This window comes from Cupriavidus sp. UME77, assembly GCF_014170355.1.
Lineage (GTDB): Bacteria > Pseudomonadota > Gammaproteobacteria > Burkholderiales > Burkholderiaceae > Cupriavidus > Cupriavidus basilensis.
In genome coordinates this window covers 59186-83954 of sequence record NZ_LZZU01000067.1, presented here as the reverse complement: position 1 = coordinate 83954, position 24769 = coordinate 59186, and the positions used below count along the sequence as shown (strand labels likewise).

26 protein-coding genes and 1 pseudogene are annotated in these 24769 nt (G+C 62.4%); all 27 read right to left on the bottom strand.

Annotated elements, in window-relative coordinates:
• Positions 1-236: transposase (locus A9975_RS27540; protein WP_183035528.1), on the bottom strand; the 236-nt coding region annotated here is incomplete at its 3' end.
• A gap of 66 nt (positions 237-302) precedes the next feature.
• On the bottom strand, positions 303-1142 hold the full coding sequence (locus A9975_RS27535) for an alpha/beta fold hydrolase (protein WP_183035527.1): 840 nt from the start codon (positions 1140-1142) through the stop codon (positions 303-305).
• Between the two features lie 105 nt (positions 1143-1247).
• Positions 1248-2678, bottom strand: a complete 1431-nt coding sequence (locus A9975_RS27530) for an aldehyde dehydrogenase family protein (protein WP_183035526.1) — start codon at positions 2676-2678, stop codon at positions 1248-1250.
• A gap of 30 nt (positions 2679-2708) precedes the next feature.
• The gene (locus tag A9975_RS27525) at positions 2709-3560 is read right to left on the bottom strand and encodes an aldolase/citrate lyase family protein (protein ID WP_370565629.1); all 852 of its coding nucleotides are present in this window, start codon (positions 3558-3560) and stop codon (positions 2709-2711) included.
• Positions 3557-4429, bottom strand: coding sequence for an alpha/beta fold hydrolase (locus A9975_RS27520; RefSeq protein WP_183035525.1), 873 nt, complete (start codon positions 4427-4429; stop codon positions 3557-3559). The genes A9975_RS27525 and A9975_RS27520 overlap by 4 nt, the downstream gene beginning before the upstream one ends.
• Positions 4430-4545: 116 nt before the next feature.
• A complete protein-coding gene (locus A9975_RS27515; protein WP_183035524.1) occupies positions 4546-5526 on the bottom strand; it encodes a tripartite tricarboxylate transporter substrate-binding protein in 981 nt (326 codons plus the stop codon).
• A 228-nt stretch (positions 5527-5754) separates the two neighbouring features.
• On the bottom strand, positions 5755-6315 hold the full coding sequence (locus A9975_RS27510) for a VOC family protein (protein ID WP_183035523.1): 561 nt from the start codon (positions 6313-6315) through the stop codon (positions 5755-5757).
• 112 nt (positions 6316-6427) lie between these two features.
• A complete protein-coding gene (hpaH, locus tag A9975_RS27505; RefSeq protein WP_183035522.1) occupies positions 6428-7228 on the bottom strand; it encodes a 2-oxo-hept-4-ene-1,7-dioate hydratase in 801 nt (266 codons plus the stop codon).
• Between the two features lie 557 nt (positions 7229-7785).
• Positions 7786-8856, bottom strand: a complete 1071-nt coding sequence (locus A9975_RS27500; protein ID WP_174423951.1) for a porin — start codon at positions 8854-8856, stop codon at positions 7786-7788.
• Between the two features lie 158 nt (positions 8857-9014).
• Positions 9015-10409 (bottom strand): MFS transporter, encoded by a 1395-nt coding sequence (locus A9975_RS27495; protein WP_183035521.1) that lies wholly within the window; start codon positions 10407-10409, stop codon positions 9015-9017.
• An 853-nt stretch (positions 10410-11262) separates the two neighbouring features.
• A pseudogene (locus A9975_RS38280) lies at positions 11263-11544 on the bottom strand (LysR family transcriptional regulator); the annotation flags it as partial.
• Between the two features lie 216 nt (positions 11545-11760).
• Positions 11761-12135, bottom strand: coding sequence for a hypothetical protein (locus A9975_RS27490; protein ID WP_183035520.1), 375 nt, complete (start codon positions 12133-12135; stop codon positions 11761-11763).
• Positions 12123-12875 carry a fumarylacetoacetate hydrolase family protein gene (locus tag A9975_RS27485; protein WP_183035519.1) on the bottom strand — a complete coding sequence of 251 codons (753 nt, stop codon included), beginning with the start codon at positions 12873-12875 and terminating at the stop codon, positions 12123-12125. The genes A9975_RS27490 and A9975_RS27485 overlap by 13 nt, the downstream gene beginning before the upstream one ends.
• A 223-nt stretch (positions 12876-13098) precedes the next feature.
• Positions 13099-13548 carry a hypothetical protein gene (locus A9975_RS27480; protein WP_183035518.1) on the bottom strand — a complete coding sequence of 150 codons (450 nt, stop codon included), beginning with the start codon at positions 13546-13548 and terminating at the stop codon, positions 13099-13101.
• Between the two features lie 573 nt (positions 13549-14121).
• Positions 14122-14364 (bottom strand): porin, encoded by a 243-nt coding sequence (locus A9975_RS27475; protein WP_220810917.1) that lies wholly within the window; start codon positions 14362-14364, stop codon positions 14122-14124.
• Positions 14365-14416: 52 nt separating this feature from the next.
• On the bottom strand, positions 14417-15280 hold the full coding sequence (locus A9975_RS27470) for a fumarylacetoacetate hydrolase family protein (protein WP_183035517.1): 864 nt from the start codon (positions 15278-15280) through the stop codon (positions 14417-14419).
• 186 nt (positions 15281-15466) lie between these two features.
• Positions 15467-15889 carry a PaaI family thioesterase gene (locus A9975_RS27465; RefSeq protein WP_183035516.1) on the bottom strand — a complete coding sequence of 141 codons (423 nt, stop codon included), beginning with the start codon at positions 15887-15889 and terminating at the stop codon, positions 15467-15469.
• Between the two features lie 15 nt (positions 15890-15904).
• Positions 15905-16675: an enoyl-CoA hydratase/isomerase family protein gene (locus tag A9975_RS27460; protein WP_183035515.1), complete on the bottom strand. Its 771-nt coding sequence runs from the start codon at positions 16673-16675 to the stop codon at positions 15905-15907.
• A 15-nt stretch (positions 16676-16690) separates the two neighbouring features.
• Positions 16691-17353 carry a 4-carboxy-4-hydroxy-2-oxoadipate aldolase/oxaloacetate decarboxylase gene (locus A9975_RS27455; protein WP_183035514.1) on the bottom strand — a complete coding sequence of 221 codons (663 nt, stop codon included), beginning with the start codon at positions 17351-17353 and terminating at the stop codon, positions 16691-16693.
• 2 nt (positions 17354-17355) lie between these two features.
• Entirely contained in the window at positions 17356-18018 is a 663-nt protein-coding gene (locus A9975_RS27450; RefSeq protein WP_183035513.1) for an RraA family protein, read from the bottom strand.
• A gap of 5 nt (positions 18019-18023) precedes the next feature.
• Entirely contained in the window at positions 18024-18686 is a 663-nt protein-coding gene (locus tag A9975_RS27445) for an RraA family protein (protein ID WP_183035512.1), read from the bottom strand.
• 28 nt (positions 18687-18714) lie between these two features.
• On the bottom strand, positions 18715-19713 hold the full coding sequence (locus A9975_RS27440; RefSeq protein WP_183035511.1) for a protocatechuate 3,4-dioxygenase: 999 nt from the start codon (positions 19711-19713) through the stop codon (positions 18715-18717).
• A 13-nt stretch (positions 19714-19726) separates the two neighbouring features.
• Positions 19727-20932, bottom strand: coding sequence for a CaiB/BaiF CoA-transferase family protein (locus tag A9975_RS27435; protein WP_183035510.1), 1206 nt, complete (start codon positions 20930-20932; stop codon positions 19727-19729).
• A gap of 26 nt (positions 20933-20958) precedes the next feature.
• Positions 20959-21405 (bottom strand): Zn-ribbon domain-containing OB-fold protein, encoded by a 447-nt coding sequence (locus A9975_RS27430; protein ID WP_183035509.1) that lies wholly within the window; start codon positions 21403-21405, stop codon positions 20959-20961.
• Positions 21406-21407: 2 nt separating this feature from the next.
• The gene (locus A9975_RS27425) at positions 21408-22571 is read right to left on the bottom strand and encodes a thiolase domain-containing protein (protein ID WP_183035508.1); all 1164 of its coding nucleotides are present in this window, start codon (positions 22569-22571) and stop codon (positions 21408-21410) included.
• A gap of 43 nt (positions 22572-22614) precedes the next feature.
• A complete protein-coding gene (locus A9975_RS27420; protein WP_183035507.1) occupies positions 22615-23592 on the bottom strand; it encodes a Bug family tripartite tricarboxylate transporter substrate binding protein in 978 nt (325 codons plus the stop codon).
• A gap of 42 nt (positions 23593-23634) precedes the next feature.
• A complete protein-coding gene (locus A9975_RS27415; protein ID WP_174427867.1) occupies positions 23635-24762 on the bottom strand; it encodes an acyl-CoA dehydrogenase family protein in 1128 nt (375 codons plus the stop codon).
• Positions 24763-24769: the final 7 nt, after the last annotated feature.

Genomic DNA, 24769 nt, shown 5'->3' with positions numbered 1-24769 from the left:
TCATACAACGCTTCTTCCATCGCCACATCGCTCAGACCAAACCATTGCTGCATCAGGTGAATACGCAGCATCGCTGCGAGGGGAAACGGCCGGCGGCCCGTTGCCTTGGTCGGGGCGTGCGGCGCAATCAGCGTCAGAAACTCATCCCAAGGTACCGCGCGCTCCATCTCATCGAGAAACACGCGCTTGCGCGTGCGGCGGTTGCTCAGGTCCAGGCCAAGGTCAGTTTGTTTCATGCACTTATTGTCCCTGGAAAACCCCGCCATGAGCGCTCGGTCTGCGGCGAGTTTTGAACACCATCCTTAGAGATCCAATGTCAGGAAAGCAATGACTTCCTTGTTAAACTCTTTCGCTTTTTCAAAAGGCACCCAAAGACCGCATTTGGCGTGGATATGGACACGCACGTTAGGAATGCGGTTGAGCATGAACAATGCGTTGTCGTAATTGAGGGTGGGGTTGTCGCGCCCCCAAATCACGAGCGTTTCGGCCTCGATCTTGTGCAGGTCCTGCCACAACGGCTCTAGGGTCTGGCCCGACTTGCCCCCCTTCCCCTCCGGCGCTTGCGACATGAACTCGGGATCAATACTAGCCTCGTACCGTTCGCGGACAATCTCATCAGTCAGCAGCGACTTGTCATACACCAGCCGCTCAAGATTGGCGCGCATGCGTTCCATGCTGGGGCCTTCCCCGCTGTAGTAGTTGTGCGTCGCTGGCTTCGGGGCTCCCACCTGGAACAGGGACAGGCCACCCGGAGAGTTGACCAAGATCAGCTTGTCGATACGGTGTGGGTAGTCGATTGCCATCTTGATGCCCACCGTGCCGCCGGTGGCCAGGCCGAGAACGTGCGCCTTGGATATGCCCAGTGCATCCAGCATGTCCCGGAAGGTTCGGGCATAGAAGCCAGTGCGCGGACCTTCGATGCCCGGTTTGTCGGATTTCCCATAGCCAGGGAGATCGACGATGAGGGTCCTGAAGTACCGCGACAAGGCTTCCAGATTGCGGCCGAAGTTGGCCCATCCGAACGCACCCGGCGCCCCTCCGTGAATGCACAGGAGGACGGGCCCGGTTCCGGCTTCGTGGTAGTGAATCTTGACCTCGCCAGCCTGAACGAATTTGCTGGTCTCTGCTGCAGTGAGTGTCATGCTTATTCCAGGACGAAAGATTTGTGATTCTGACTGGGGATGACGTCGATCTGCTTGCCAGGTCGGCGCTCATCCTTTCCCTCTGGCGAACCGATTCGGGACACGTCAGGCCGAGGTGTAGGCCGTCTTGACGACGGTGTAGAATTCCTGCGCGTGGCGCCCCTGCTCGCGAGGGCCAAAGCTGCTGCCCTTGCGCCCACCGAATGGCACGTGGTAGTCAACCCCCGCCGTGGGCACGTTCACCATCACCATGCCGGCCTGCGCGTTGCGCTTGAAGTGCATGGCGTGCTTAAGCGAGGTGGTGCAGATCCCTGCCGTGAGGCCGAAATCCGTGTCGTTTGCTACGGCCAAAGCCTGATCGTAGTCACGCACGCGTATGACACTGGCCACCGGACCGAAGATTTCTTCACGGCTGCTGCGCATGGCGTTGGTCGCGTTGGTCAGCAACGTCGGTTGTAGATAGAGACCAGGCGCCTCCCGGTGCAGCAGTGTGCCACCAAAGGCGACTGTCGCGCCCTCGCGTTGGGCCACGTCGATGTACGTCAGGTCTTGCTCTAACTGGCCGGCGTCGGCCACGGGGCCAATGTCCGTGCCCGCTGCGCGCGCGTCGCCGACGCGTAGCCTGGCCATGGCTGTCACGGTGGCTTTGACAAAGCGGTCGTGAATGGCATCGGTCACGATAATGCGCGAGGATGCGGTGCAGCGTTGTCCGGTCGAGAAGAAGGAGCCCTGTACGGCGATATCGACCGCCACCTTCAGATCTGCATCGTCGAGGATCACAAGCGGATTCTTGCCGCCCATCTCCAGTTGGAAGCGCGCCATGCGCGCGGCACAGGCCTGCGCGACGCGCATCCCGGTTGCGGCAGACCCGGTGAAGCTCACGGCAGCGACGCGTCTGTCGTTCAGCAGCGCCTGGCCAACTTCGCTGCCCCTGCCCATCACCAGGTTGAACACGCCGGCCGGAAGGCCGCTGCGGCTCAGGATTTCGGCTAGCGCCCAAGCGCTGCCGGGCACAGGCTCCGCCGGCTTGAACACCACGCAATTGCCATAAGCCAGCGCCGGAGCAATCTTCCAGGCGGGGATGGCGATGGGGAAGTTCCAGGGAGTGATGATGGCGATCACGCCCACGGGTTCGCGTGTGATTTCCACGTCGACGCCAGAACGTACCGAGGCCAAGCGCTCGCCCTGAATGCGCAGGGCTTCGCCAGCGAAGAACTTGAAAATCTGCCCGGCGCGGGCCACTTCGGCGATCGCTTCGGGCAGGATCTTGCCTTCCTCGCGGGCCAGCAGGTCGCCAAGTTCGGCCTTGCGGGCCAGTAATTCGCTGCCCACAAAGTCGAGGGCGTCAAAGCGCTGCTGCGGCGTGGACAGCGACCAGCCGCTGAAAGCGCCATATGCCGCGGAAATGGCGTCAGCGGCCTGGGTCGCATCAGCTGCAGCGTATTCGCCCACGACGTCGTTCAGGTCAGAGGGATTGAGGTTGCGGCTGGCGTTCGAACTGCCGACCCAGGCGTCGCCGATGTAGTTGCATTTCATGTGGCGTGCTCAAAAGAAATACTGAAGGGGTCAGTAGTCGCCAGCAGCGCTGGCTGATGGGGTGATGCGTGACGGAAAGCGCGCAGCCAGTGCCTGCGCAGCCTTCGAGAGGAGGCTGATGTCCACGCCCACGGCTACGAAGCTCGCGCCGGCGTCGATCCACTGGTGGGCCTGCCCCTCGACTGTGGCCAGGATGCCCGCCGCCTTGCCCGCCTGGTGTATGCGTTCAAAGCCGTGCCGGATGGCGCCTACTACATCGGGATGGTGGGCCTGCCCGTGCAGCCCCATGGAGGCAGACAAGTCGGCCGGGCCAATGAATACGCCATCCACGCCGGGAGTGGCGGCGATGGCGTCGATGCGGCGCAGCGCTTCCACCGATTCCACCTGCACCAATAGGCAGGCCTGTTCGTTGGCTTCGTGAATGTAGTCGGGATATCGCAGCCAGCGAGACGAGCGCGCCAGTCCACTGCCCATGCCGCGGGTGCCTTCGGGCGGGTAACGCATGGCGCGGGCCATCCCCAGAGCCTGTTCCGGGGTGTCCACCATCGGCACCAGCAAGGTCTGCACGCCGAGCTCCATGTACTGCTTTACCAATACTGGGTCGCCCACCGGCAGACGCACCACCGGGTGCGGGGCAGTCACGCCGGAGGGCAAGCTGTCCGCGGCGCTACCGATGGCCTGTAACTGGGCCAGCGTGGCGCGCAGGTCGTTGGGGGCGTGCTCGCCATCGATCAGCAGCCAGTCGTAGCCGGTGCCGGCGATCATCTCGGCCACATAGGCGTCAGCCGTCGCCAGCCACAGACCAATCTGGGTCTGGTGCTGCGCGATCGCGCGCTTGAAGGCGTTGGATGGCAGGGGGGACGTCAAAGGAACGGTGTTCACGGGGCTCCTTCCTTTTGTAGGAATGCAATGCTGGCCTCATTGAATGCCGTGGCCTGTTCGTACTGCGCCCAGTGGTCGCAACCGCGCATCTCCACCAATTGGACGTTGGGCGCCGTCTTGACGATGGCATAGGCGTTGCCTAGGAACATATTCGGCGCATCTACGGCAGCAATCACCTGAATGGGCAGCGTCAGCGAGCGCCACTGCGCTTCACTCAGGGCCTGCCCGCCCAGGGTGAACGCCAACAGGTGCGGCATGGCAGCTTTCATGCGCGGGTCGCCGTAGATGTCCAGCCGGACGGCGATGAGATCGTCCATCAGCGTTTCGGGCCTGAGGACGAGGCCCCTCATGGCGGCGGCCACAGTTTCCCAACTCGGGTCGGCCGCGGCGGCGGAGCGGCGCTTGCGCACGCCCTCGGCCACGCGGGCCTCCTCGTCCGGGTTGGTAACGATGCCGGCCGGCGCCACCATGACAAGCTTGTCCACCCGGCCGGGATGGGCCAGCGCCAGCGCCGCCCCCACCCAGGAGCCAAGCGACACGCCCACCACACCCGCACGCTTGATTGACAAGGCGTCCATGACGCCGCGCACATGCTCGGCGTAGTCCTTGATCAAGTAGTCAAAATCGGGCTTGTCGGTCCAGCCGCAGCCGAGCAGGTCGATGCCGATGACGCGAAAGTGCTGGGAGTAGGCCGCATAGTTGGCGCAGAAATTTTCCAGGCTACCCGCAGTGCCATGCAGCAGTAGCACGGCGGGCGCGTCGGCCGGGCCAGCTTCCAGATAGCGGGTCTGGACGCCTTGCACATTGACCCAGCCGAGCCGGTGGGGTGTCCTGAAAAGATGGCGCCAAATACTCTCGTGGTCTTGCATGGTGAGTCCATCGTGTTGGGGTGAAATAGAAAGGAGCAGCGCCGCGCCGGTGGCGTGCGCCGCCCGAAGGGGAAGGAGTCCTCGCACAAGAACCCTCCCCAGGAGATCCGAAACGCTTACTGATCGGGCGTGAAGCCGGACTGTTTGATGATGGGCCGCCACATCTCCAGTTCAGCACGCTGCAGTTTGTCCATCTCGGTGGCGGAGCGGTAAAGCGGCGCCATGGTCAGCGTGGTCTGGAGCGACTCCTTCATCTCAGGGGTGGCCAGGATCTTGCGCAAGGCGTTCTGCATGCGCTCCACATCGGCCTTCGGCGTCTTCGCCGAGGTCCACATGCCCATCCAGGGTTCGCCGACGTTGAACTTGAGGCCCTGCTCGGCAAAGGTCGGCACGTCTGGCGCCAGCGGCGAGCGTTGCGGGCTGAAAATGCCGAGAATCTGTAGCTTTGGATTGTTTTTGTGCCGCATGAAATCGGCTGCGGCCATGATGGCGGCCGGCAAGTGTCCCGCCATCAAATCGACGTTAACTTGCCCGTCTCCCTTGTAAGGGATGACCTGCAGGTGGATGCCGGCAGCCTGGCTCAGCTTCGCCCCGATGAAGTGGGTGTGGCTGCCTGCGCCGGATGATCCAAACACTGCCTGGCTGGGGTTCGCTTTGGCCCAGGCCACATATTCCTGGGCGTTCTTCACGCCGAGGTTGCGCTGCACCACCATACCAAACGGGTAGGTGGTCAGCGTGGCCACGGGAGCCAGGTCGGTCAGCAGGTCATAGCCCAGCGCGGAGCGGGGGTAGAGGATGTCGAGAAACACCGGCCCCGAGTTCGGTGCAATCATGAATGTGTGGCCGTCAGGCGCGCTCGCCTTGAGTGCCTGGTTGGCTAGGCGGCTGCCGGCACCGGCCTTGTTTTCCACCACCACGGGCTGGTTAAGTTCCGCGCGCAGCTTGTCCGCAACCAACCGCGCCAGGATGTCGGTGACGCCACCGGGCGCAAAGCCGACCAGTATCTTGATGGGAGCACTATCTTGGGCTTGGGCCAGCAGGCTGGCGGTCATCGCACCGAGCAACAGGACGGTCTTGGGGCGGGGCAGGATTCTCATGTTTTGTCTCCTCGCGGCACCACGGCAGTCGCATGACTGCTTCGAGCATATATGGAAGGGTCATGGCATGGGATCGCCCGGCCTGCTCGTACTGCACCCAGAGTGCAAGCAATAAGAGACGTAGCCCAGCGCCGTAGCAAACGGGCGCGGGGCACGCTTGCGCAATTCGCCGGCCCGTTAAATCTCCAGCCGTATGAACTCATCGCCGTGCACTCATTTGCGGATGGATCAGATGGGATTGGCTTTGCGCGCGGCGTCGATACGCACTTGGGTCTGGGCCATCCAGGCTTCTCGCGTCCTGAAGCTCGAGTTGGCCAGGGCTGCGGCATAAGTACGTTCGCGGATGGTGTCTTCCGATTCGCTCAACAAGTCCAACGGCCACCAGATGGGCTGGGTGACGTACCAGGGCGAAGGGGTATAAATCTCAATGCGGTTGCCTTCGGGATCCTCGACATAAAGACTCCAGGTGTTGCCATGATCCTTTTGCTGAAGGATAGGCACCCCTGCTTCAGAGAATGCAATGGCCAGGCGTTTCAGCTCTGCCAGACTGTCGACAAGGAACGAGATCTGGTTCATGCCTGGCCAATCAGGATGGCGGCCGTTGGCAAACGCGATCTGGTGATGCTCCTGGGAATCGCCGCTCATGAAGACCACTTCGTGCCCCGTCGAACCGATCCCATGGTCAGTGACGACCAAGCCGAACCAGTGTTCATAGAACTTGCACAGTTCAGTCGGTTGGAAAGCATAGACACCCAGGTGACGAAACTTCGCTTGGGTAGTTATGGCCATGGTTTTTCCTTGGTTAATAGCAATAGAGCAATGAAACAATGACGCACTTGGTAACCTTGCGCCCGGCCCGGTCCGTCTTGGGAGGCAGAACATGGGCTTGAATGACGGCGCGTCAAACGAAACGGAACGCGACGGCGCCCAGCGGCCCGTAGTCGACATGGAAGCTGTCGCCCGCCGCCGCTGCCACCGGCCGCGTGAAAGATCCGGCCAGCACCACTTCGCCAGCGGCCAGATGCTCATCCCAGGGGGCCAGCTTGTTTGCGAGCCACGCCACACCGGTGGCCGGATGGTTCAACACGGCGGCGGCCACGCCCGACTCTTCGATGACGGCGTTCTTGCAGAGCAAGGCGCTGACCCAACGCAAGTCCACGGCATCGGGGCGTACCGGGCGGCCGCCCAACACGATGCCGGCGTTTGCGGCATTGTCGGAGATGGTGTCGAACACTTTGCGCGGCGCCTTGCTCACACGATCGAACTGCTCGATGCGCGAATCAATGATTTCTATGGCGGGCGTCACGTACTCAGTGGCCTGCAACACGTCGAAGATCGTTACGTTCGGGCCGCGCAAGGGCCTGCCGAGGATGAAGGCCAACTCGACTTCGACGCGAGGCGCGATGAAGCGATCAACTGGGATATCGCCCTGCGGAAAGAACATGCTATCGAGCAAGGTGCCATAATCCGGCTCGCTGATCTGACTGCTGATCTGCATGGCGCGCGAGGTCAGGCCGATCTTGTGGCCCTTGACCACCTGGCCATCGGCAATCTTGGCCGCCACCCAGGCGCGCGAGATTGCGTAGCCATCCTCGATGGTCATTGCGGGATAGCGCTTCGAGAACTGCTCGATGGCGCTGCGGCTCTTTTCGCTGGCATGCAACTCTGCAGCGAGCCGCTGGACAATTTCGGGAGTCAACATGGCGAGTCCTCAGTGTCATTCGGCCTCAATGCCGGCCTTCGTGGCAATCGCCGTCCATTCGAGGCTCAAGCTGCTATGGCGGGTCAGTGTCTTGGTCATGATGCAGTCCCTATCAAAGACGGGCCGGTTTGCGAGGACTCGCGAGTACCTCGACGACCTCGGTGTGATTCTTCTTCATAAGGTAAGAGAACGATACCCTGTTCACACAGTGAAACAACCGCCTAGGGTAAACCCAAGCGATTCGGCAAGCGCACGGATACAAATAGAACTTACCAACTGGCGCAGCAAGGTTTCGTATCGCTGAGGGTTTTGCAACGTCGATGCAGGAGTGGCCGCGGCCTGGATGATTCACTGCTCAACAGGGATGCGGCTCATCCGAACAAAACTGCATGTTTCTTACCGACGCCACTGGAGCCGCAAACTCCCCCTCAGCCATACAAGACTGACCCGCAAGCCGACTATTGCGGGTCCGACTACTTAGGCATCTCGCCGCCCTGACGCGAGGGGGTAACTACTTGCCCTTGCCTGCCAGAGCGGGGCGGTGGAAAAGTCAATGCTCAGAACTTATGCCGCATGCCGACTGCGGCACCGAATTGACTCCTCTCGTTCGGCGCAATCTGATAGGCGGCCGTCGCGCCGTTGAGGTTCTCGAAATTCAGAGCGGCGTTCTTCGTGTAAGCCGAGCTCAGATAAACGTCGGTGCGCTTGGACAGGGCGTAGTCCGCGATGAACGTGAACTGCCATGGATTGCTCGGATTGGTGGTGCCGGTCGCACTGCGCAGGGAACGCAGATTGTCGTAATACGCCGCGCCCGTTAGCGTCAGCGCCGACGTTGCCTGGTAGTTCAAGCCGAGCCAGAAAATGTCGTCACGCGCGACCGTGCCTGCAGCCGGCGCATCGTTCTTACCATAGCGGTAACCGGCTTGCGCGAGCAAATGCGGTGTGATCTGATAGCGCACCCCGACCCCTGCCTTCTGGGCTCGCGTGTAGTTGCCACCGGTCGCGGGGCCATTCACATCGTCGTAGGCGGCGGTGATGCCGCCTGAGCCGAACGAGTAATCAAAACCTGCACCGTAGCCGGCGGAGCCTTGCGTCGATCCAGGTTGCTCGCCGAAGCTCCAATGGACTTCGGTCGCCAGCGGGCCGAAATTGCCATGGTACTTCACCATATTGTTTTCCCGGGCCGACGCGCCAGAGATTTGAAGCACAGGTTCGTAAAGCGTGGCGTAGGCGGTAGGCGAACTGTTTGCCATCATCAGGAAGAACGACGTATATTGTCGACCGAGTGTCACCTGATGATGGCCGGACACAAGCCCCACCCAAGCCTGGCGCCCGAACAGCAAACCGCCCTGCCCGGATGTACCCGTGTCGATGTTGAAGCCACTCTCAATGGCAAATATCGCTTTAGTTCCGCCGCCGAGGTCCTCGATGCCACGCAAGCCCCAGCGGCTCGGGGACAGCCCCCCCGAATTCATCGCTACCTTCGAATGACCGTTAGGGCCGGTTCCCAAGTTGTGATTGGTGTACTCGACATTCGCATCAGCAACACCGTACAGCGTGAAGGACGACTGGGCCACCGCAGTGGCGCTGGCAATGCCGCATGCAAGTGCGACAAGACTCTTCTTCATTTTGTTACTCCTCCTATGGATTCTTCTCATGGCCCTGTTAAATAAAAATCAAACATCTAAACTATTATATTTATATAAATTGCTAAATAATTGATTTGCGAAAATATTATTTAAAATAATATTTATTTTAATTCAGAATAATATGCATTTATGGATATTTACGCATGCGGCGTAGCGACCGCCCCCCTCACATCGGGGGACGAAGGCGTTGGAGCAACTGCAATTACATCGGCAGCAATGGCCTCCATTCTTGGCTTCAGATAGCGCAGTGCGATTCGCAACATGACAAACGCCACGACGCTTGAACCTGCCGTAACGAGCATCAGGGATTTCCCAAGTGCCGCTTCGCTCTCGAAGACAAAATCCGTAAAAGAGGCGACCAGCGATGGTGCAACCCCGGCGGCGAGCGTCATTATCAGGAACATGAAGATCGCCGTGATCTGTCCGCGCATGTGTTGCGGCACCATCATCTGAATGGTGGCCCCAACATAGATCAGGAATGAGACGAGGACTACATCGACCACCCCATAGACACACATAAAAATATATGGATTGGAGGTATTGAATGCAAGAATCGAAAGCGGAACGGTCACGGCAAGCATCCAGGTGTAGAACCGGACGTGCGCGTCCCGGACCCCACGGGAGTACAACCAGTCAATCACCACCCCCTTGACCACGATACTGGAAGCACTAATCAAATTGATAACGCCCATGATCGGAGCGTATTCGTTCGGGGAAAGTCCGAATTCTCGCGTTAAGTATGTCGGCACCCAGCTTACGAGTCCGGATGCCGCGATAGCGGAGAATGAAAACCCCAGAAGCAGCGTAAAAAACAGCGGCTTGTTTTGGATGATATAAGTCCGAACACTTATATCTGACGTAGCCTTTTTTCGAATGCTACAGCGTTGCGGCTCGGAGAAACTAAAAGCCAGGAACGCAAATAAAATTCCTGGTGCTCCCACCATTAGCAGAGCCAGACGCCACGAACTTAGAGCTCCTATAAACGGCCACGTAATCCCGTCTAATTCAGTCGAATATGTGAAAACCAAGCCACCTACCGCGAAGGCGACTGCGGTTCCGACTTTCGGCCCCATGCCAAATACCGACATAGCAGTAGCCAAACGCTCCTTTGGGAACTTGTCTGCAATCAGCGAATAGGCCGCTGGGCTCAATGCGGCCTCCCCAACACCAACCCCAATTCGGCTCGAAAATAGAAACGGCAATGTTTTAGAAAGCCCAGTAAAAACTGTCGCCATCGACCAAACGATCAAACCGCCAAATATCACGCGGCGCCGCGAAAAGCGGTCCGCGGCCCAGCCGAGCGGATAGCCGAACAAACCAAAACAGATCGAAAACGCCGGACCTATAAGCAAGCTAATCTGGAAATCCGTGAACTGGAGCTCTTTTTGGATGGGGACAATCAGCATGTTCAGGATCAAGCGATCCAAAATGGACAGAACGTAGAAGAACAACAGGACACCAACCATCCACCACGGTGCAACCCGGGAAAGAAAAGTGCTAGACCTAATGAATCCCCGCGAATTTTCCAGCATCACCGTCTCCAATATTCTTTCTATTTAAACTTGCTAAGTAGCGCATTAGCCACGTGATGTCGGGAGTAACGTTTCGACATCGACGGCAGCGAGCGCCGCAGCCAGTTCCAAATGGCGTTTCGCTCATGTTGAATCCCGCGCGCATTTCAGCTATTGAGAACACCTCAATCAAGTGTGGGTATCGGGGGCTGCGGGCACCTCAACGACCTGGTCGTGATTCTTCTTCACACGGCATGACAACAACACCCTGTTCACTCAGTGAAACAAAGGCCTGGGGTAAACCCACACAAGCCGAGAAGGCTGGGAAGATGACGAACCGGGCGCAGCAACTGCAAGCACATCTTGCAGCGCGAGCGTTATCTCAACCCGCGACTGAGCCGAAGCCCAACTCATCCGTGATGGGGTTCCGTGGCGCTGGCACGGGGTTCATGCGCCGACAACGGGCGACTAGGCATCGCATGCCTGTGCTCGGCGACTGGAATCCATTGCGCCCCATCGAACTGCGAGGCGCGTTGATGTAGCCTGCATCGATCTGCAGGGCGACTAGTGGACCGTTCAGAGGCGCCCATCGACTTGGCGCGGGCACCACCGCAGCTCCACTGCGCGTTCCTGCTCCAGGCGTTGCCCCACGTCCCTCACATTCACCTTGACGCTCGAGCGTGGACGTTGCCGCCCGCACTGGGCCAAGCGCTCCGACAGCCATGCCATTGGAGTGCGTTCCCTTCCCTTCAAAGCAGGATCGAGATGCGCATGGAGCGCTCTCCGATAGTGTCTATAGACAATACTCTTTCTTTCCCTGACGGATTTCCCCCTGCTTTTGGTCACTCCCACCGACAGTGTCAGTCCTCATCTTTTAGGCACGACCACGAAGCCGTCGTTCCGTGCGGCACTGTCTGGCTGGAAAGTGTTCGGCCTGTATAGGCGCGCTAGATATTCCTTCGGTCAGCAGAAAATTGACGAAGACCTGGCACCTTCGTCGGCAGAAACTTGCGGCTGGGATAAACTACACTGACGTCGCGGTGCGGTCGCTGGTATTGCGGCAGCACTTAAACCAGATGCCCGGGATTTCGGGTTTAGCCAAATGGGAAGAGAGCATCGCGATACGCATGTCCGCGAGGGTTGTCTGATGAGCCAGAACCACAATCGACTTCTACGCCTTTCGCATGACTTTTTGGAATGAACAATGAGGGCATTCAAGTCAACCAGTCGAGGGAACTCCTGCCTAATTTCCTGGGCAGACCCACTCAGTCTGAGCCCAAGAGGTGCACTGTGTAGTGACAGGGTAGCCGGCGCTAGCGAGGAGGGGACCGGACGTGCCGACTCCGCCATGACCTGGCGACCCGCCCCGCTCTTAGCGTTGAAAATTGCGATAACTAAATGGGCCAAAGCGGCGCAGGGCAGCCCAATACAAGGCATTAAGTGCCGACGACTCACGCGCCACGGTCCTGCACGCCTCCTCATATGTCGCATGGAGCAGGAGGCGATGCTCCGCCGCACAGGCAAAGCACACCACCTTCTGACGCGCGCAGCCATTTGCAATCCAGCTTTCCAACACGCGGCGCAGCGCGGTGCGGTAGTCCCCTGTACCCGCCAGCTTCGTCGCCTCCCGGCTTGCCTGCGCGGCCGAGGCCCGGACTTCGCGTCGGAGCTCCGCCAATTCGGCCGCGAGTGGCTCCGACATAACCGAGCTGGCCTGGCATTGCACGCGCGCCATCAGTTTCCGCATTGCACTCTGTTAGGCAGCGTGCCGATCTTGCTGACCTCGATCAGGTCGCCATGTCGCATAAGGCATGGCGGTTGGCGCTTGAAGCCCGCTCCGCCCGGAGTGCGGGTGACTATAGCCTCCCCAGGGAATAGGGCAGATAAGGTCGAGATATAGGTAAGCAGCTCAGAAATCGCGAAAATCAGCTTGGTGGTGTCGGCAAGCTGTATGAACTCGCCATTCAGACGAATTTCCAACGTCAGCACTTCGTTCTCGCCGATCTCTGCTGTGTCGAAAAGCCCGTTGTAGCAAGAGAAGCCCAGGATATGCGAGATCGCTCGTTCAGCCGCGATCCGGCGACCGCCACGGCCTATCACGATGGAGATTTCGCGATCGCAATGGAAGCGGTCTGACTCTCTCGGCATGATCAGCGGGTGACCCTGCCGGATATGCGAGGCACTCGAGCGAAGGAAGATTGTGGGAAAGGCCATTTCGGCACCGCCAGCGTCGACCAGGTGTTCCTCATGGTTCAAGCCGACGCAGAAGATCTGACGCGGGTCGGCCACTACCGGGCGATATCCTTTGATGCCGCAGCTGCCCGACAGCGGAAAGTCAGCGCCGTGGCGCGCCGCCAGCGTGCGCAGAGCAGCGACGCCATACCCGCACTCGGTACAGCACAGCCCTGCGGAAAGATCGACGACACTATTGCCAATGAGGGCGCCGAAGCCTGCGGCCTGGCCCCTGGAAAAGCTCAAGAAGCGCATGAATTTTCCAATGGTCAGTCTTGGTTCGCCTAGCCAACAAGAAGGCCGTCGGCGCTAACCATCTTCTTGCTACTTTTTCCCCCTGACCCAAGTTCAACACCGGCGCCACCGTCCGCCCCGGAAGGGAGGAGCGCGGTGGCGTTGGTCGGCTTCATCGCAACGCTGCCTGAATCGCTCTATTTATTCCTCGCTGAATTCGTGTGTCCGCCGCTGTCACGCTACCTCACTTTGCCCATTCCGCTAGCGGCGTTGGCATTGGGACGACGGCCGGGGGAAGGCAAGACTTGAACGCCGTCGCGTGCTGCAGTGCGAGGCGTGTTACGACGTCACTCAATGGATCCAAGGTAGCAGCAAATACCCTACTATCGATCGGCGCCTCTGTGATTGAAATGGCACTGAGGCGCACCCGTTCAGCGTTCGCAAGCGCTTGGTGATAGTTTTCACTGGCAATCGTCAACGCCTGCGCAAATCTCGCCTGTGCACTCCTTATCGCTTGCGGATCCATCTTTGCCGTGTTTCTGAGTGCCTTGTAGAACTCGGAATCCGCGCGCTCACGCTCCCGCTTCAGCTCATTTCTGGCGGCCCTAGTCGCGAGCTCAAACTCCTTCTCCGGGTCCTTTCTCGCGTCAACAGGTGACTCGGTCGACCTCGAACCGTACTTCGAGTTCTCCACGCATTCCTCCTTTTAGTGGGGGACAGAATTGACTGACAACATTCTGGCTTTGCCGAAGTCCGCAGCGTCGCGGTGCAGGAACACCTTCAGTCAGGCGTCGAAGCGGAACACTGCAGTTCCCCAAGCACCTCTACCGATACTAGGAGGACTCATTCAAATCGTCCGGGAGCGCCCCGTGTCTTTGTCCAGGCCACGTCCCGGACGGATTGAAGGCTGCGGCCATCTCGACGACCTAGGCGTGATTTTTCTTCGCAGGGCAAGACGGCAACACCCTGTTCACGGGATGAAACAAGCGCCAAGGGTAAACCAGTAGACCAAGAACCGGGGAAGGGTTCAGGAACGCTTCAGAGCGACTTCACGCTGAATTCTGCTGGAGCCACTTCGGCAGCCTCGTACCCACTGATTGGAATAGGATAGGATCGATATGCCAGCGCCAGACGGTCCAATCCCGATGTCCGGCGTCTTGGTTCAGAAGAGGTGCCAGATCCCTACGTGTACGACGCTCTGCGTCTTGGCCGAGGCAGCGGAGGGAGAGAGGAAGTACAGTTGCGCGCCACCGTCATGGGCGTACTGCTACGTGTACAGCGCGTAAACGGTGGTCCGCTTGCTGAAGCCATACTGCGCGCTGACGCCGAACTGATCGCGCTTGCCCTTCAGGATCGCATTCGATGTGCCGTGGTTGGGCTGGTACTGAGCATAGCCCACGCCAAGGCTCAGTGGGGTGGTCAGCTGATAGCGCGGACCGACGTCATACACGTCGACCTTGTCGTCTGTTAGCTTCCATTCGCTTCGGGTGTACGAGGCATTGAAGAACAGCTCGCTCGTGATGTCCCATACAAGCCCCCTCGCGGTGACGGCGACGCGCGCGTCAGCATCCTTCCGGGATCTCGGATCGCACCGGGTTGCGCAGCACGCCCAGTTTGCTCACCTCGACTTCCACCACGTCGCCGTCCTTCATGAAGACAGGCGGCTGACGCCGCGCGCCAACCCCGCCGGGCGTGCCAGTGACGATGACATCGCCGGGAGACAGCGTGACGAAGCTGGAACAGTACGCGACCAGCTCAGGGATGGCGAAGATCAGCATATCAGTGGTGGCACGCTGCATGATTTGTCCGTTGAGGCGGGTTTCCAGCATGAGAACCTCGTTCTCACCGATCTCGTCGCTTGTCACCAATGTCGGGCCGAAGCCCCCGGTGTTCTGGAAATTCTTGCCCGGCCCCCATTGCGAGGTGTGCGTCTGCCAGTCGCGGATGCTGCCGTCGTTGTAGCAGGCGAAGCCGGCGATGTAGGAGAAGGCCTGGTCCTCGGGAATGCGGCGGCCACGCTTGCCGATGACCACGGCGATCTCGCCCTCGTAGTCCAGCCGCGCCGACTCTGGCGGCAGCAGGATCGGCTGGCAGTGACCCACCTGCGACTCGGCCACGCGCAGGAAGATGGTGGGGCGCTCGGTGCGTTCCTTCTGCGTTTCGCGGACGTGCTCTGCATAGTTGAGGCCGGCACAGAGGATCTTCTCCGGGTCGGCCACCACCGGCCGGTACGCGTCGAGGGCTTCGGCGGCCGGCAAGTCGGCGGCATGCCTGCCGGCCTCGTCGATCAGTGCGTCGACGGGCCGCCGGCGCAGCGCCTGGCCCAGGTCGCTCAGCCCAAGCCTTGCGCCGAGGTCAATCACGCCGCCACCGGCGACGGCGCCGAAGCTGTTCCGGCCCTGGTGGGTGAAACTGATGAATTGCATGGGGTGTTTCCTGATTCAGGCTGCTTGTGCCTCGATACACTGCCCGGCCGCAGATGCGTCCGCACGAGTCATCAAGGCGAACTTGTTGTTTTCTCCCCCTCTCCTGCAAGCGCAGCGAGGGGGAAAACTGCCGGTTATTCTTGATCTTGCTTCCTGGAACGCATTTCTCCTCGATGCAATGCGCGCTCACGCCGGCCGGACCAGCATGCAGGTAGCCATCGCGGTTGCCACCACCTGGCCGTCCTGGCGCAGTTCCCCTACTACGTTGCAGACATTGCGGCCGCGCCGCTCCAGGCGCGCCCGCCCTTGCAGCGGACCGGCCTGCGCCGGCCTCAGGAAGGAGAGATTCAGGTTCAGCGTGGCGCAGAACTCGCCATCGGCCAGCGTCGCGGTGACCAGCATCGCGGTGACGTCGTCCAGCATGGCGCCCAGCATGCCGCCCTGCACCTGGCCGGCCGGATTGAGGAATGCGCCGGTGGCAAGGTAATCGGATTCCAGCGTCCCCGCCTCCAGGTCGGCGGAGCGTACTACGCCGCCAAGCAGTCCGGCGACAGCCGGGGCGGGTGCCTGCCCGCGCTGCATGCGCGTGAAATAGTTGCCGTCGCTCATCGTGTGCATCCCAAATCAACGGCCGGCAAAGCGCGGCGCGCGCTTCTCCCGCCATGCCAGTGCGCCTTCGCGCAGGTCTTCGGAAGCATCGCCCACAGCGATATCTTGTGCCAGCTCGGCGGTATCGAGCTCGCCACGGGCGATGCGGTTCAGGTGCTTCTTCATGCCAAGCAGCGCCAGCGGTGCCATGCCGACCAGGCTCTCGCTCGCCTGTGCCGCAAGCGCCTGCAGTGCCTGCTGGCTGTCCTCCAGCCGGTCCAGGTACCCGCAGGCCAGCATCGCGGCCGCATCGAACTTGTCGGCCATCAGCAGGATGCGCTTGGCCGTGGCCAGGCCCAGCCGCGTGACGTAGCGCTCCAGGCCGCCGCGGTAGAACAGCAGGCCCAGGCGCGCGGCCGGGACGGACATCTGAGTGCCGGCGGCGCCGAACCGGAAATCGCACGCCAGCGCCAGGTCGGTGGCGCCGCCGTACACGCCGCCGTGCAGCACGGCAATGGTGACTGGCCGCGCCTGTTCCAGCGCGTTGGCCAGTGCCTCGAAGCAGGCACCGACATCGGCCCCGCCGAGGCGGCCGACATTGAAACCGCTGCAGAAGTGCCGGCCCTGCCCTTCGATACGCAGCACGCGGACCCGGCAGTCACCGTTCACCGTCTCCAGGTACTCGCGCAGCAGCTCGAGGTCTTCGGGTTCGAGGCGGTTGGCCACCTCGGGGCGGCGCAGCGTGATGACGGCGACGTGCCCCTCGACTGCCAGTTCGGGCGGCTGTCCTTGCGGGGTCTCGGTCATGGTATCTGGCTCCGCTCAGTGAAAGCCGTAAATCCGCATGGTGGTGTCGCCCGCCTCCACCCGCTTGAGAATGGCGGCTTCGGTGGCCTCGCGGTCCTGGGCCTTGTCCACGACCTCCCCGGCGCGGGCGCGCGACACCACCACTACGCCGTCCCGGTCGCCCACGACCAGGTCTCCTGCTTCCACGCGGGCGCCGCCGATCAGCACCGGCGCGTTAAGCCAGCCGATCGCGCCATAGTCCTTACCCGTGCCGCGGATACACAGGCCGCGCGCGAACACCGGGAAGCCGATTTCCTCCAGCAACACGCCATCACGCACACATCCGTCGATGACCAGCCCACCAAGCTGCTTCACCTTGGCTGCGGTGGTCATGATCTCGCCCCAGTAGCCGTGCTCGTAGGCGCCGCTCACGTGCACCACCAGCACGTCGCCAGGTTGGGCGATGTCGAGGGCACGGTGCAGCCACAGATTGTCGCCGCCAGGCGAATGGACGGTCAGCGCCGGTCCGCAGATGCGGAATCCCGACGCCACGGGCTTGATGGCCGGCGGGATCACGCCGATCTTGCCGCCGGCCTCGTGCAGCGTGGCGGTGGGCAGCGCCCGCGCGGCTTCGACAACTTCGGGGCTGACCCGCTCGAATTCACGAATCGTGGTGCTGGCTGCGTCGTGTTCCGCCATGATCAGGCTCCCTTGGTCTGCAGCTGGTGGTAACGAAACTGGCGGCGCGCTTCGTCCAGGCGCATGCCGCCGCGCACGGCTTCGCGGATAGCGTTTTCCGCGTGCTCGATCTGCTCGGCGGTGTCCAGCACCGCGGCCTCGTGTTCACGCGGGATGACCACCACGCCGTCGGAATCGCCGCGCAGGATATCGCCCGGCTGCACGCGCGCGTCGCCGATATTGACCACCACGTTGGTCGCCTCCACCTGCACGCGGTCCTTGCCGGTGCGCATCCAGTGGTCCTTGCTGAAGACGGGGTAGCCGAGCTGGCGGCAAAGGGCGACATCGCGGCACACGCCGTCGATAACGGTGCCGGCAATACCACGGCGGTGCGCGATCTCCGTGAGGATGTCGCCCCAGACCGTGGTGTTGTCGCGGCCGCCGTTGTCGAGCACGAGGATGCTGCCCGGCGGCACGTCGTCGATATAGTCACCCACAGTGCCCGGAGGATTGGATGCCGGACCGTACAGCAGCGTGTAGGCACGGCCTGCCATGACGAAACCCTCGCCGCGCGCCTTGATGCGGTAGCACTGGCCGGCGATGCCGTGCTTGTCCAGCGCGTCGCTCAGCGTGGCCGTATCCAGCTTGCCGGCGCGCGCGACATTGATGTCCTGTTGCTCGCTCATGTCTTTCAACCTTTCAGCATGTGTTCGTAGTTGCCGCCCATGACTTCCCCGACGGGCGTGCCGGCCAGGATGGCTTTCGCCATCCCAGCCTCCTTGCGCACGATGGCTTCGGCCGTCTCCAGCACGCGCTCGATATCACGTGTGGCAATGAAGATCACGGCACTGCGGTCCGCCACCACGTAGTCGCCGCCTTCCACCGTCACGTTGCCGATCTGCACCGCGACATTGGTGCCATGCTCCACCACGCGGCTGCGCGCGGTAAAGGCGGTCAGCGCGCGACTGAAGACGGGAAAGTCGAAATCGATGGCCTCGTCGATATCGCGCACCGGCCCATCCGCCACGATGCCTGCAACGCCGCGCACTTTGGCCCCCAGCGACAGCAGCCCGCCCCAGCTGCCGGCCTCCACGCCGGTGCGCTGCTCGACGACGATGATGTTCTCTGGGCCTGCCTGCTCGATGGCTGTGCAGCCGAGATGGCGGGCCGGTCCGGGCGGCGGCGCGCCAGTGCCCAGCTTGACGGTGATGGCCCGTCCGGCAATGCGTCCGGCGCCGGAGCGCTGCGGCAGGCCGGTCACGGTGCCCGGCAGCTGCAGCTTGTCGAGCGCGTCTGACACCGCGCAGCAGTCGAGCCGGCGCAGGCGTTGTACGTAGGATTCGGATTCACTCATGGTCGTTGGTATGGTCTGGTTTGGCAGTTCAGTCCAGGGTGCGCCAGGCCGCAAAGCACAGCCCGGTGCCGGTCAGTGCAGGTGTGCGGTAGCCCGGCACGTAGGAAACCCATTCGAGGTCGAGGTCACGCACCGCCTCCACAGCGATCAGCCAGTTGCGGATTTCCGAGCTGCCCGCCTGGAGCTGGCGTGGGTCCAGCGACGCCAGGAACGTGGTGTCCTTCCTGCGGATGGCGTCGATGATGGCGGTATCCAGCTCGGCATCCACCACGAAGTGGCTCAGGCCGCCAGAGGCCAGCACACCCACGCGCAGATCTTCGGGATAGGCCGCGATCAGCTGGTGCAGCGCGGCGCCGAGCTGGATGCAGCGGCGCGGCGTGGGCTGGTTGGGCGGATCGAAGGTGTTGACGATGACCGGCACCACCGGCAGGTCCAGCCCCTGCAGGTAGCGCCTGTGGATGAACGAGAACGCATGGCCCTCGAACTGGCCGCGCTCCAGCCCGTCCATGGCGGTGATGTCGAAATTGCGGTCGCACAGCTCGCGGATCAGCCAGCGGCCCATAGCGGCGTTGACCGGGTAGTCGCGGTCGGCATCGGGCTCCTGGCGGGCCATGCGGGCCTTCTTGTACCAGCCGTCGGACGGACTCAAGTCGCGCTTCGCATTGCGGATGGTCTCACCGTAGTAGATGGCGAAGGCAGGGTTGTTGGTGGTGCGGAACAGCTCGGTCTGGTCATCGCCCACCACCAGCAGCACATCAAGCCGGGCGGCACGGATCCGCTCGCGCAGCTCGTCCATGGCCGCTTCGGCCTGGTCGTAGCGCTCGCCCATGCGCTCGGGGGTCACCATTGGCTCGGCATCGGGCGGAGCTACGGCCAGCAGCGCCTCGTAGGTGGTCGGGTTGCCGGCCCGGTCGAAATAGTGCGGATTCTTCGGGTCGACCTGGCGAAAGCCGTGTTGCCAGTCTTCACGCTGGCAAGCCAGCATGATGCTGTGGGAAGAGCCGAAAGCGGCGACGAGTCTTGCCATGGGTATGTCCTTGTCAAATGACGTATGCGGCGCGCAGCTCGGCGACTTGGGCTGCGCTGTAGCCCAACTCGCGCAGGATGTCGTTGGTGTCGGCACCCTGCTCCGGGGCGGGCTGCGGCGGCTGCTCGCGGGGATAGCGAGATAACCGCATTGGCTGGCCCACCAGCGCCACCTCACCCAGCTCGGCGTGATGCATCGGCCACGCCACGCCAAGGTGCTGCACTTGCGGGTCGGCGAACACCTGGTCGACACGGTGGATGGGGCCGCACGGCACGCCGGCCTTGAGCAGCCGCTCGGTCCATTCCGCTGTGGTGCGCGCGCTCAGCGCGGTTTGGATGGCCGCGTTGACTTTGTCGCGGTTCTGCACGCGCTCCGGATCGGAACCCATGCCGGGTTCGTCGATCAGGTGCGGCACCTCCAGTGCCTCGCACAGCCGCGTCCACATGGTCTGCCCGATCGCTGCGATGTTGAGGTAACCGTCCTTGGTCGCGAACACGCCGGTCGGCACGGTCAGGGGATGCTCGTTGCCGCTCTGCACCGGGACCTTCTTGTCGACCAGCCATTGCGCGGCCTGGAAGTCGAGCATGGCAATCTGTGCTTCCAGCAATGAGGTCTGCACCCACTGGCCCTCACCTGATGCTTCGCGCTCCAGCAGTGCCGTGAGGATGCCCATTGCGCAGAAGTGCCCCGCGCACAGATCGGCAATCGGTATGCCAACCCGCATCGGTCCCTCCCCTGGCTTACCGGTCACGCTCATCAGGCCACCCATGCCCTGGGCAATCGAGTCGAAGCCCGGCCAGCGTGCATAGGGACCATCCTGCCCAAAGCCGGAGATGCTGGCATAAACCAGGCGCGGGTTGATCTCGCGCAGCGCCTCGGGGCCGATACCCAGGCGGTCCTTGACGTCGGGACGGAAGTTCTCGATGAACACATCGGCGCGCCGGACCAGCTCGTGGAGGATCGTGAGCCCCTCGGGCGACTTCATATTGAGGGTCAGGCTTTCCTTGTTGCGATGCAGGTTTTCGTAGTCGGCACGGTTGTGATCGCGCCCGCCGATCATGTCGTCGCCACCTGGGGTGCCGGGTGGGATCTCAAGCTTGATCACGCGCGCGCCCATATCCGCGAACAGCCGCACGGCGGTCGGGCCGGCACGCACACGCGAGGCGTCGATAATGGTGAACCGGGACAACGCACCCTTGCGCTCAGACTTGTCCTGCATGGATATCTCCTTCATGGACGCTTCTCTCAGGCAGCGGTGAACATGGGAACGGCGTGTCCGCCTTCGCTTGGCTTGAACACCACCTTGACGCGCTGGCCGATGGTGACAAGCGCAGGATCGCAATCGACCAGGTTGCTCATCAGCGTGACGCCTTCATCCAGGGTCACGAAGGCCAGCGTGTAGGCTGCTTCGCCGCGGCCCATGGTGCTGAACGAATACACCGTGCCGGTGCCGGCCGCGCCGGTCCATTCGGTCCGGTCGCTCAGGCAGTGGGGGCAGATGTCCCGCGGGTAGAAATGCGTCTCGCCGCAGTCGGCGCAGGTCTTGACCAGCAGACGGCCTTCGTCGGCAGCGTTCCAGAACGGCAGGCTCTCGGGTAACGCCCGCGGCGCCGGGATCTTGCGCGGACCGGATGGCGCAGCTGGCGCCGTAGCGAACTTGGCAGCCGGCGTGGCCTGGGATGTGTTCATCATCTTCATACCCTTTCCAAAATGAGCGTCGCAGCGGTATGGCGCGAGGCGAGCGCACCGCCAATACCACTGGCAATCGCCAGGTCGCAGTTCTTCACCTGCACGGCGGGATGCGCCTCGCCGCGCAATTGCCGCACCGCTTCGATTACTTTGGTGACGCCGCCCCGGTTGGCCGGGTGGTTGTTGCACAGTCCGCCACCATCCGTATTGAAGGGAAGCCGCCCCACGCCGGAAATCAGTCCGCCATCCGCGACGAACTTGCCGCCCTCGCCCTTCTTGCAAAATCCCAGGTCTTCAAGCTGCATCAGCACCGTGATGGTGAAACTGTCGTAAAGGGAGGCGTACTTGATGTCGGCGGGCGTGACGCCGGCTTCGGCAAACGCAGCGGGGCCCGACCAGGCGGCGGCCGACCATGTCAGGTCGATCTTGCCGCCCATCCCATGCTTGGGCGCCTCGCCGGTGCCGCGCACCTTGACCAGCGGGCGCTTGAGCTGCTTCGCGATCTCAGGCCGCGCCACGATCAAGGCGCCGCCGCCATCGCTCATCACACAGCAATCGAGCCGGTGCAGCGGGTCCGAGATCATCGGCGAGTTCACTACGTCTTCCACCGTCACCACGTTGCGCAGCATGGCGTGCGGGTTGTGCTGGGCATGATGGGACGCCGCCACCTTAATCCACGCCAATTGCTCGCTGGTGGTATTGAACTCGTACATATGGCGCTTGGCGACCATGCCATAGAGGTTCTGCGTGGCCGGGCCGAAGGGCAGCTCGAAGGCAAGCTCCGGCGCGTCGGGATCGGGCGCTTTCAACGAGAGCGCGGCACCGGCGGCACGTGGCCTGCCAGCCAGCGTGATCAGCGCCACGTTGCAGCGGCCGGCCGCGATGGCTTGCGCCGCGTGCGCAACATGCAGGATGGGCGCTGAGCCACCGCACTCAGTGGAGTCGACGTGCCGCACGTTGAGCCCCAGGTACTCGACCATGGTCGTGGTGCCAAGGCCTGGCGCATCGCCAGCGCAGAAATAGCCATCGATGTCGCTCTTGCTCAGGCCGGCATCTTCCAGCGCGCCCTTGGCGACGTCCGCGTGCAGCCGTACAACCGACAGGTCGTCGGCCTTGCGGGTGGGATGCTCGTATGCCCCCACGATATATGCGCTTCCGTTCAGACTCATGGCGTTCTTCTAATTTCGGTGAGATAGCAGCCGCGGGATGCGTTCACTGCTCGGGGGTGAAGCCGCTGGCCTTGATCACCGGCCCCCAGTAGGCCAGTTCCTTGCGCTGGAGCTGGTCGAGCTCGGCGGCCGGGCGGAAATCCGCGTTCAAGGAGGTTTTGCGCAGCATGCTGCGAACCTCTGGCATGGCCAGCACCTGTTTAAGGGCGTCCTGCATGCGCTCAATCTCGGCCTTGGGCGTTTTGCCCGGCGCCCACACGCCGGCCCAGGCGTCGCCCGACGCAACGTTGACGCCCTGCTCCATGACAGTCGGCACATCCGGCATCACGGGTGAGCGCTTGTCGCCGAACACGCCGATCACCCTGACCTGGCCGCTGCTCTGGTGCTGTGCGATGTCGCCCGCGGTCATCACCGCAGCCGGGAGCTGGCCACCGAGCAGGTCCGTGGCCAAGGGACCGTTACCGCGATACGGCACGACGTTGAGTTGCACCCCGGCCGCCTTGCCGAACTGCAATCCGGTGAAGTGGGTCTGGCCACCGAGCCCCGCCGAGCCGAACACGCCCTCCTTCGGATGGCTTTTGACCCAGTCCACGTACTCCTTGACATTGGTGGCGCCGGTTCGGGTGCTGACGGCCAGCGCCAACGGATAGGACACCACCACTGCCACCGGCGCCAGGTCTTTGAGCAGGTCGTACCGGAGCACCGACAGTGGATAGAGCAGGCTAGGGAAGATGCTGGTTGCGTTGGGCGCGACCATATACGTAAGCCCGTCCGGCGCACTATTCTTAAGCACCTCGGTGGCCATCCGGCCACCGGCGCCCGGCCTGTTCTCGACGATCACCGTCTGGCCCAGCACACTGTGCAGTTTGTCGGCGAGCACGCGTGCCACGGTGTCCGTCGAGCCGCCGGGCGCGAAGCCCACCAGCAGACGAATGGGAAGCTTGCTCTGGGCCTGGGCACAAAACGCCAAACCCAAGGCCGCCACGCAGAATGTAGTCTTGATGGATCGGATGAAAGCCATGACTTGTCTCCTGTCTGTCGTTTTTTCGCGAAGCGCTCGGCTCTACGGCCGTTGCGCAAACCTTTGCAAATGATGCGACGCGTCGCCGAAGAGCTGGTTGATGACCAGCAGCCGCTTGGCGTAGTGGCCAGCGCGGCATTCGTCGGTCATGCCCATCGCACCGTGCAGCTGGATCGCCCATTGGCCCACCTGGCGCCCGGCCTGGCCGATCACGACCTTGGCGGCAGACACCAGCCGGCGCCGCTGCGCAGGGTCGTCGGCATCCACGGCCATGGCGGCGGCACAAGCCATCGATTTGCTCTGTTCGAGCGCGATCAGCATGTCGGCCACTCGGTGCTGGAGCACCTGGAACTTGGCCAGCGTCGTGCCGAACTGCTTGCGCGTCTTCAGGTGCTCGGCAGTGAGATCGATCAGCGCTTCCAGCGCGCCGGCCGCTTCGGCGCACAACACGGCGCTGGCGCGGTCGATGGCGGCTTCGATCAGCGGCGACGCGCGGCCAGCCTCGCCAAGAATGGCATCGCTGTCGACCTGCACGCCATCCAGCACGATATGAGCGGCATGGCGGCCATCCAGCGTGGCGAAACCATGCACCGCTACGCCGGGCGTCTTCGCGTCGACCAGGAATAGCGTCAGTCCGTCATCATCAGCAACGTCTCCCGCAGTACGCGCAATCACGATGAATGCGTCGGCGTCGCCGCCTTCGAGCACCAGCGTCTTGCGGCCCTCGATGCGCCAGCCATCGGCGCTCGCCTGGGCCCGGGTGCGCACCCGGGACAAGCTATAGCGCGAGTCGGCCTCACTGGCGGCAAGCGCCAGCTTGCACCTGCCGGATGCCACCTCCGGCAGCCATCGGCCGCGCTGCCGCGCCGTCCCCGCCTGGTCCAGCAACTGCCCGGCCAGCACGACGCTCGACAGCCAGGCACCGCCGCCGAGGCACCGCCCCAATTCCTGCGCCACCAGCATCAGTTCAACCGTGCCCTGGCCGCTGCCGCCAAATTCGCTGTCGAAAGGCAGGCCCAGCAGGCCCAGCTCCGCCATGCTGGCCCAGCGCTGGGCGCCGAGCTCCGGCGCTTCCGGATTGCCGCGCAGGTGCGCGGGGTATTCGCCATCGCAAAAACGGCGCACCGCGTCTTGCAAGGCAATATGTTCATCGGTATACGAGAAATCCATGGTCCGG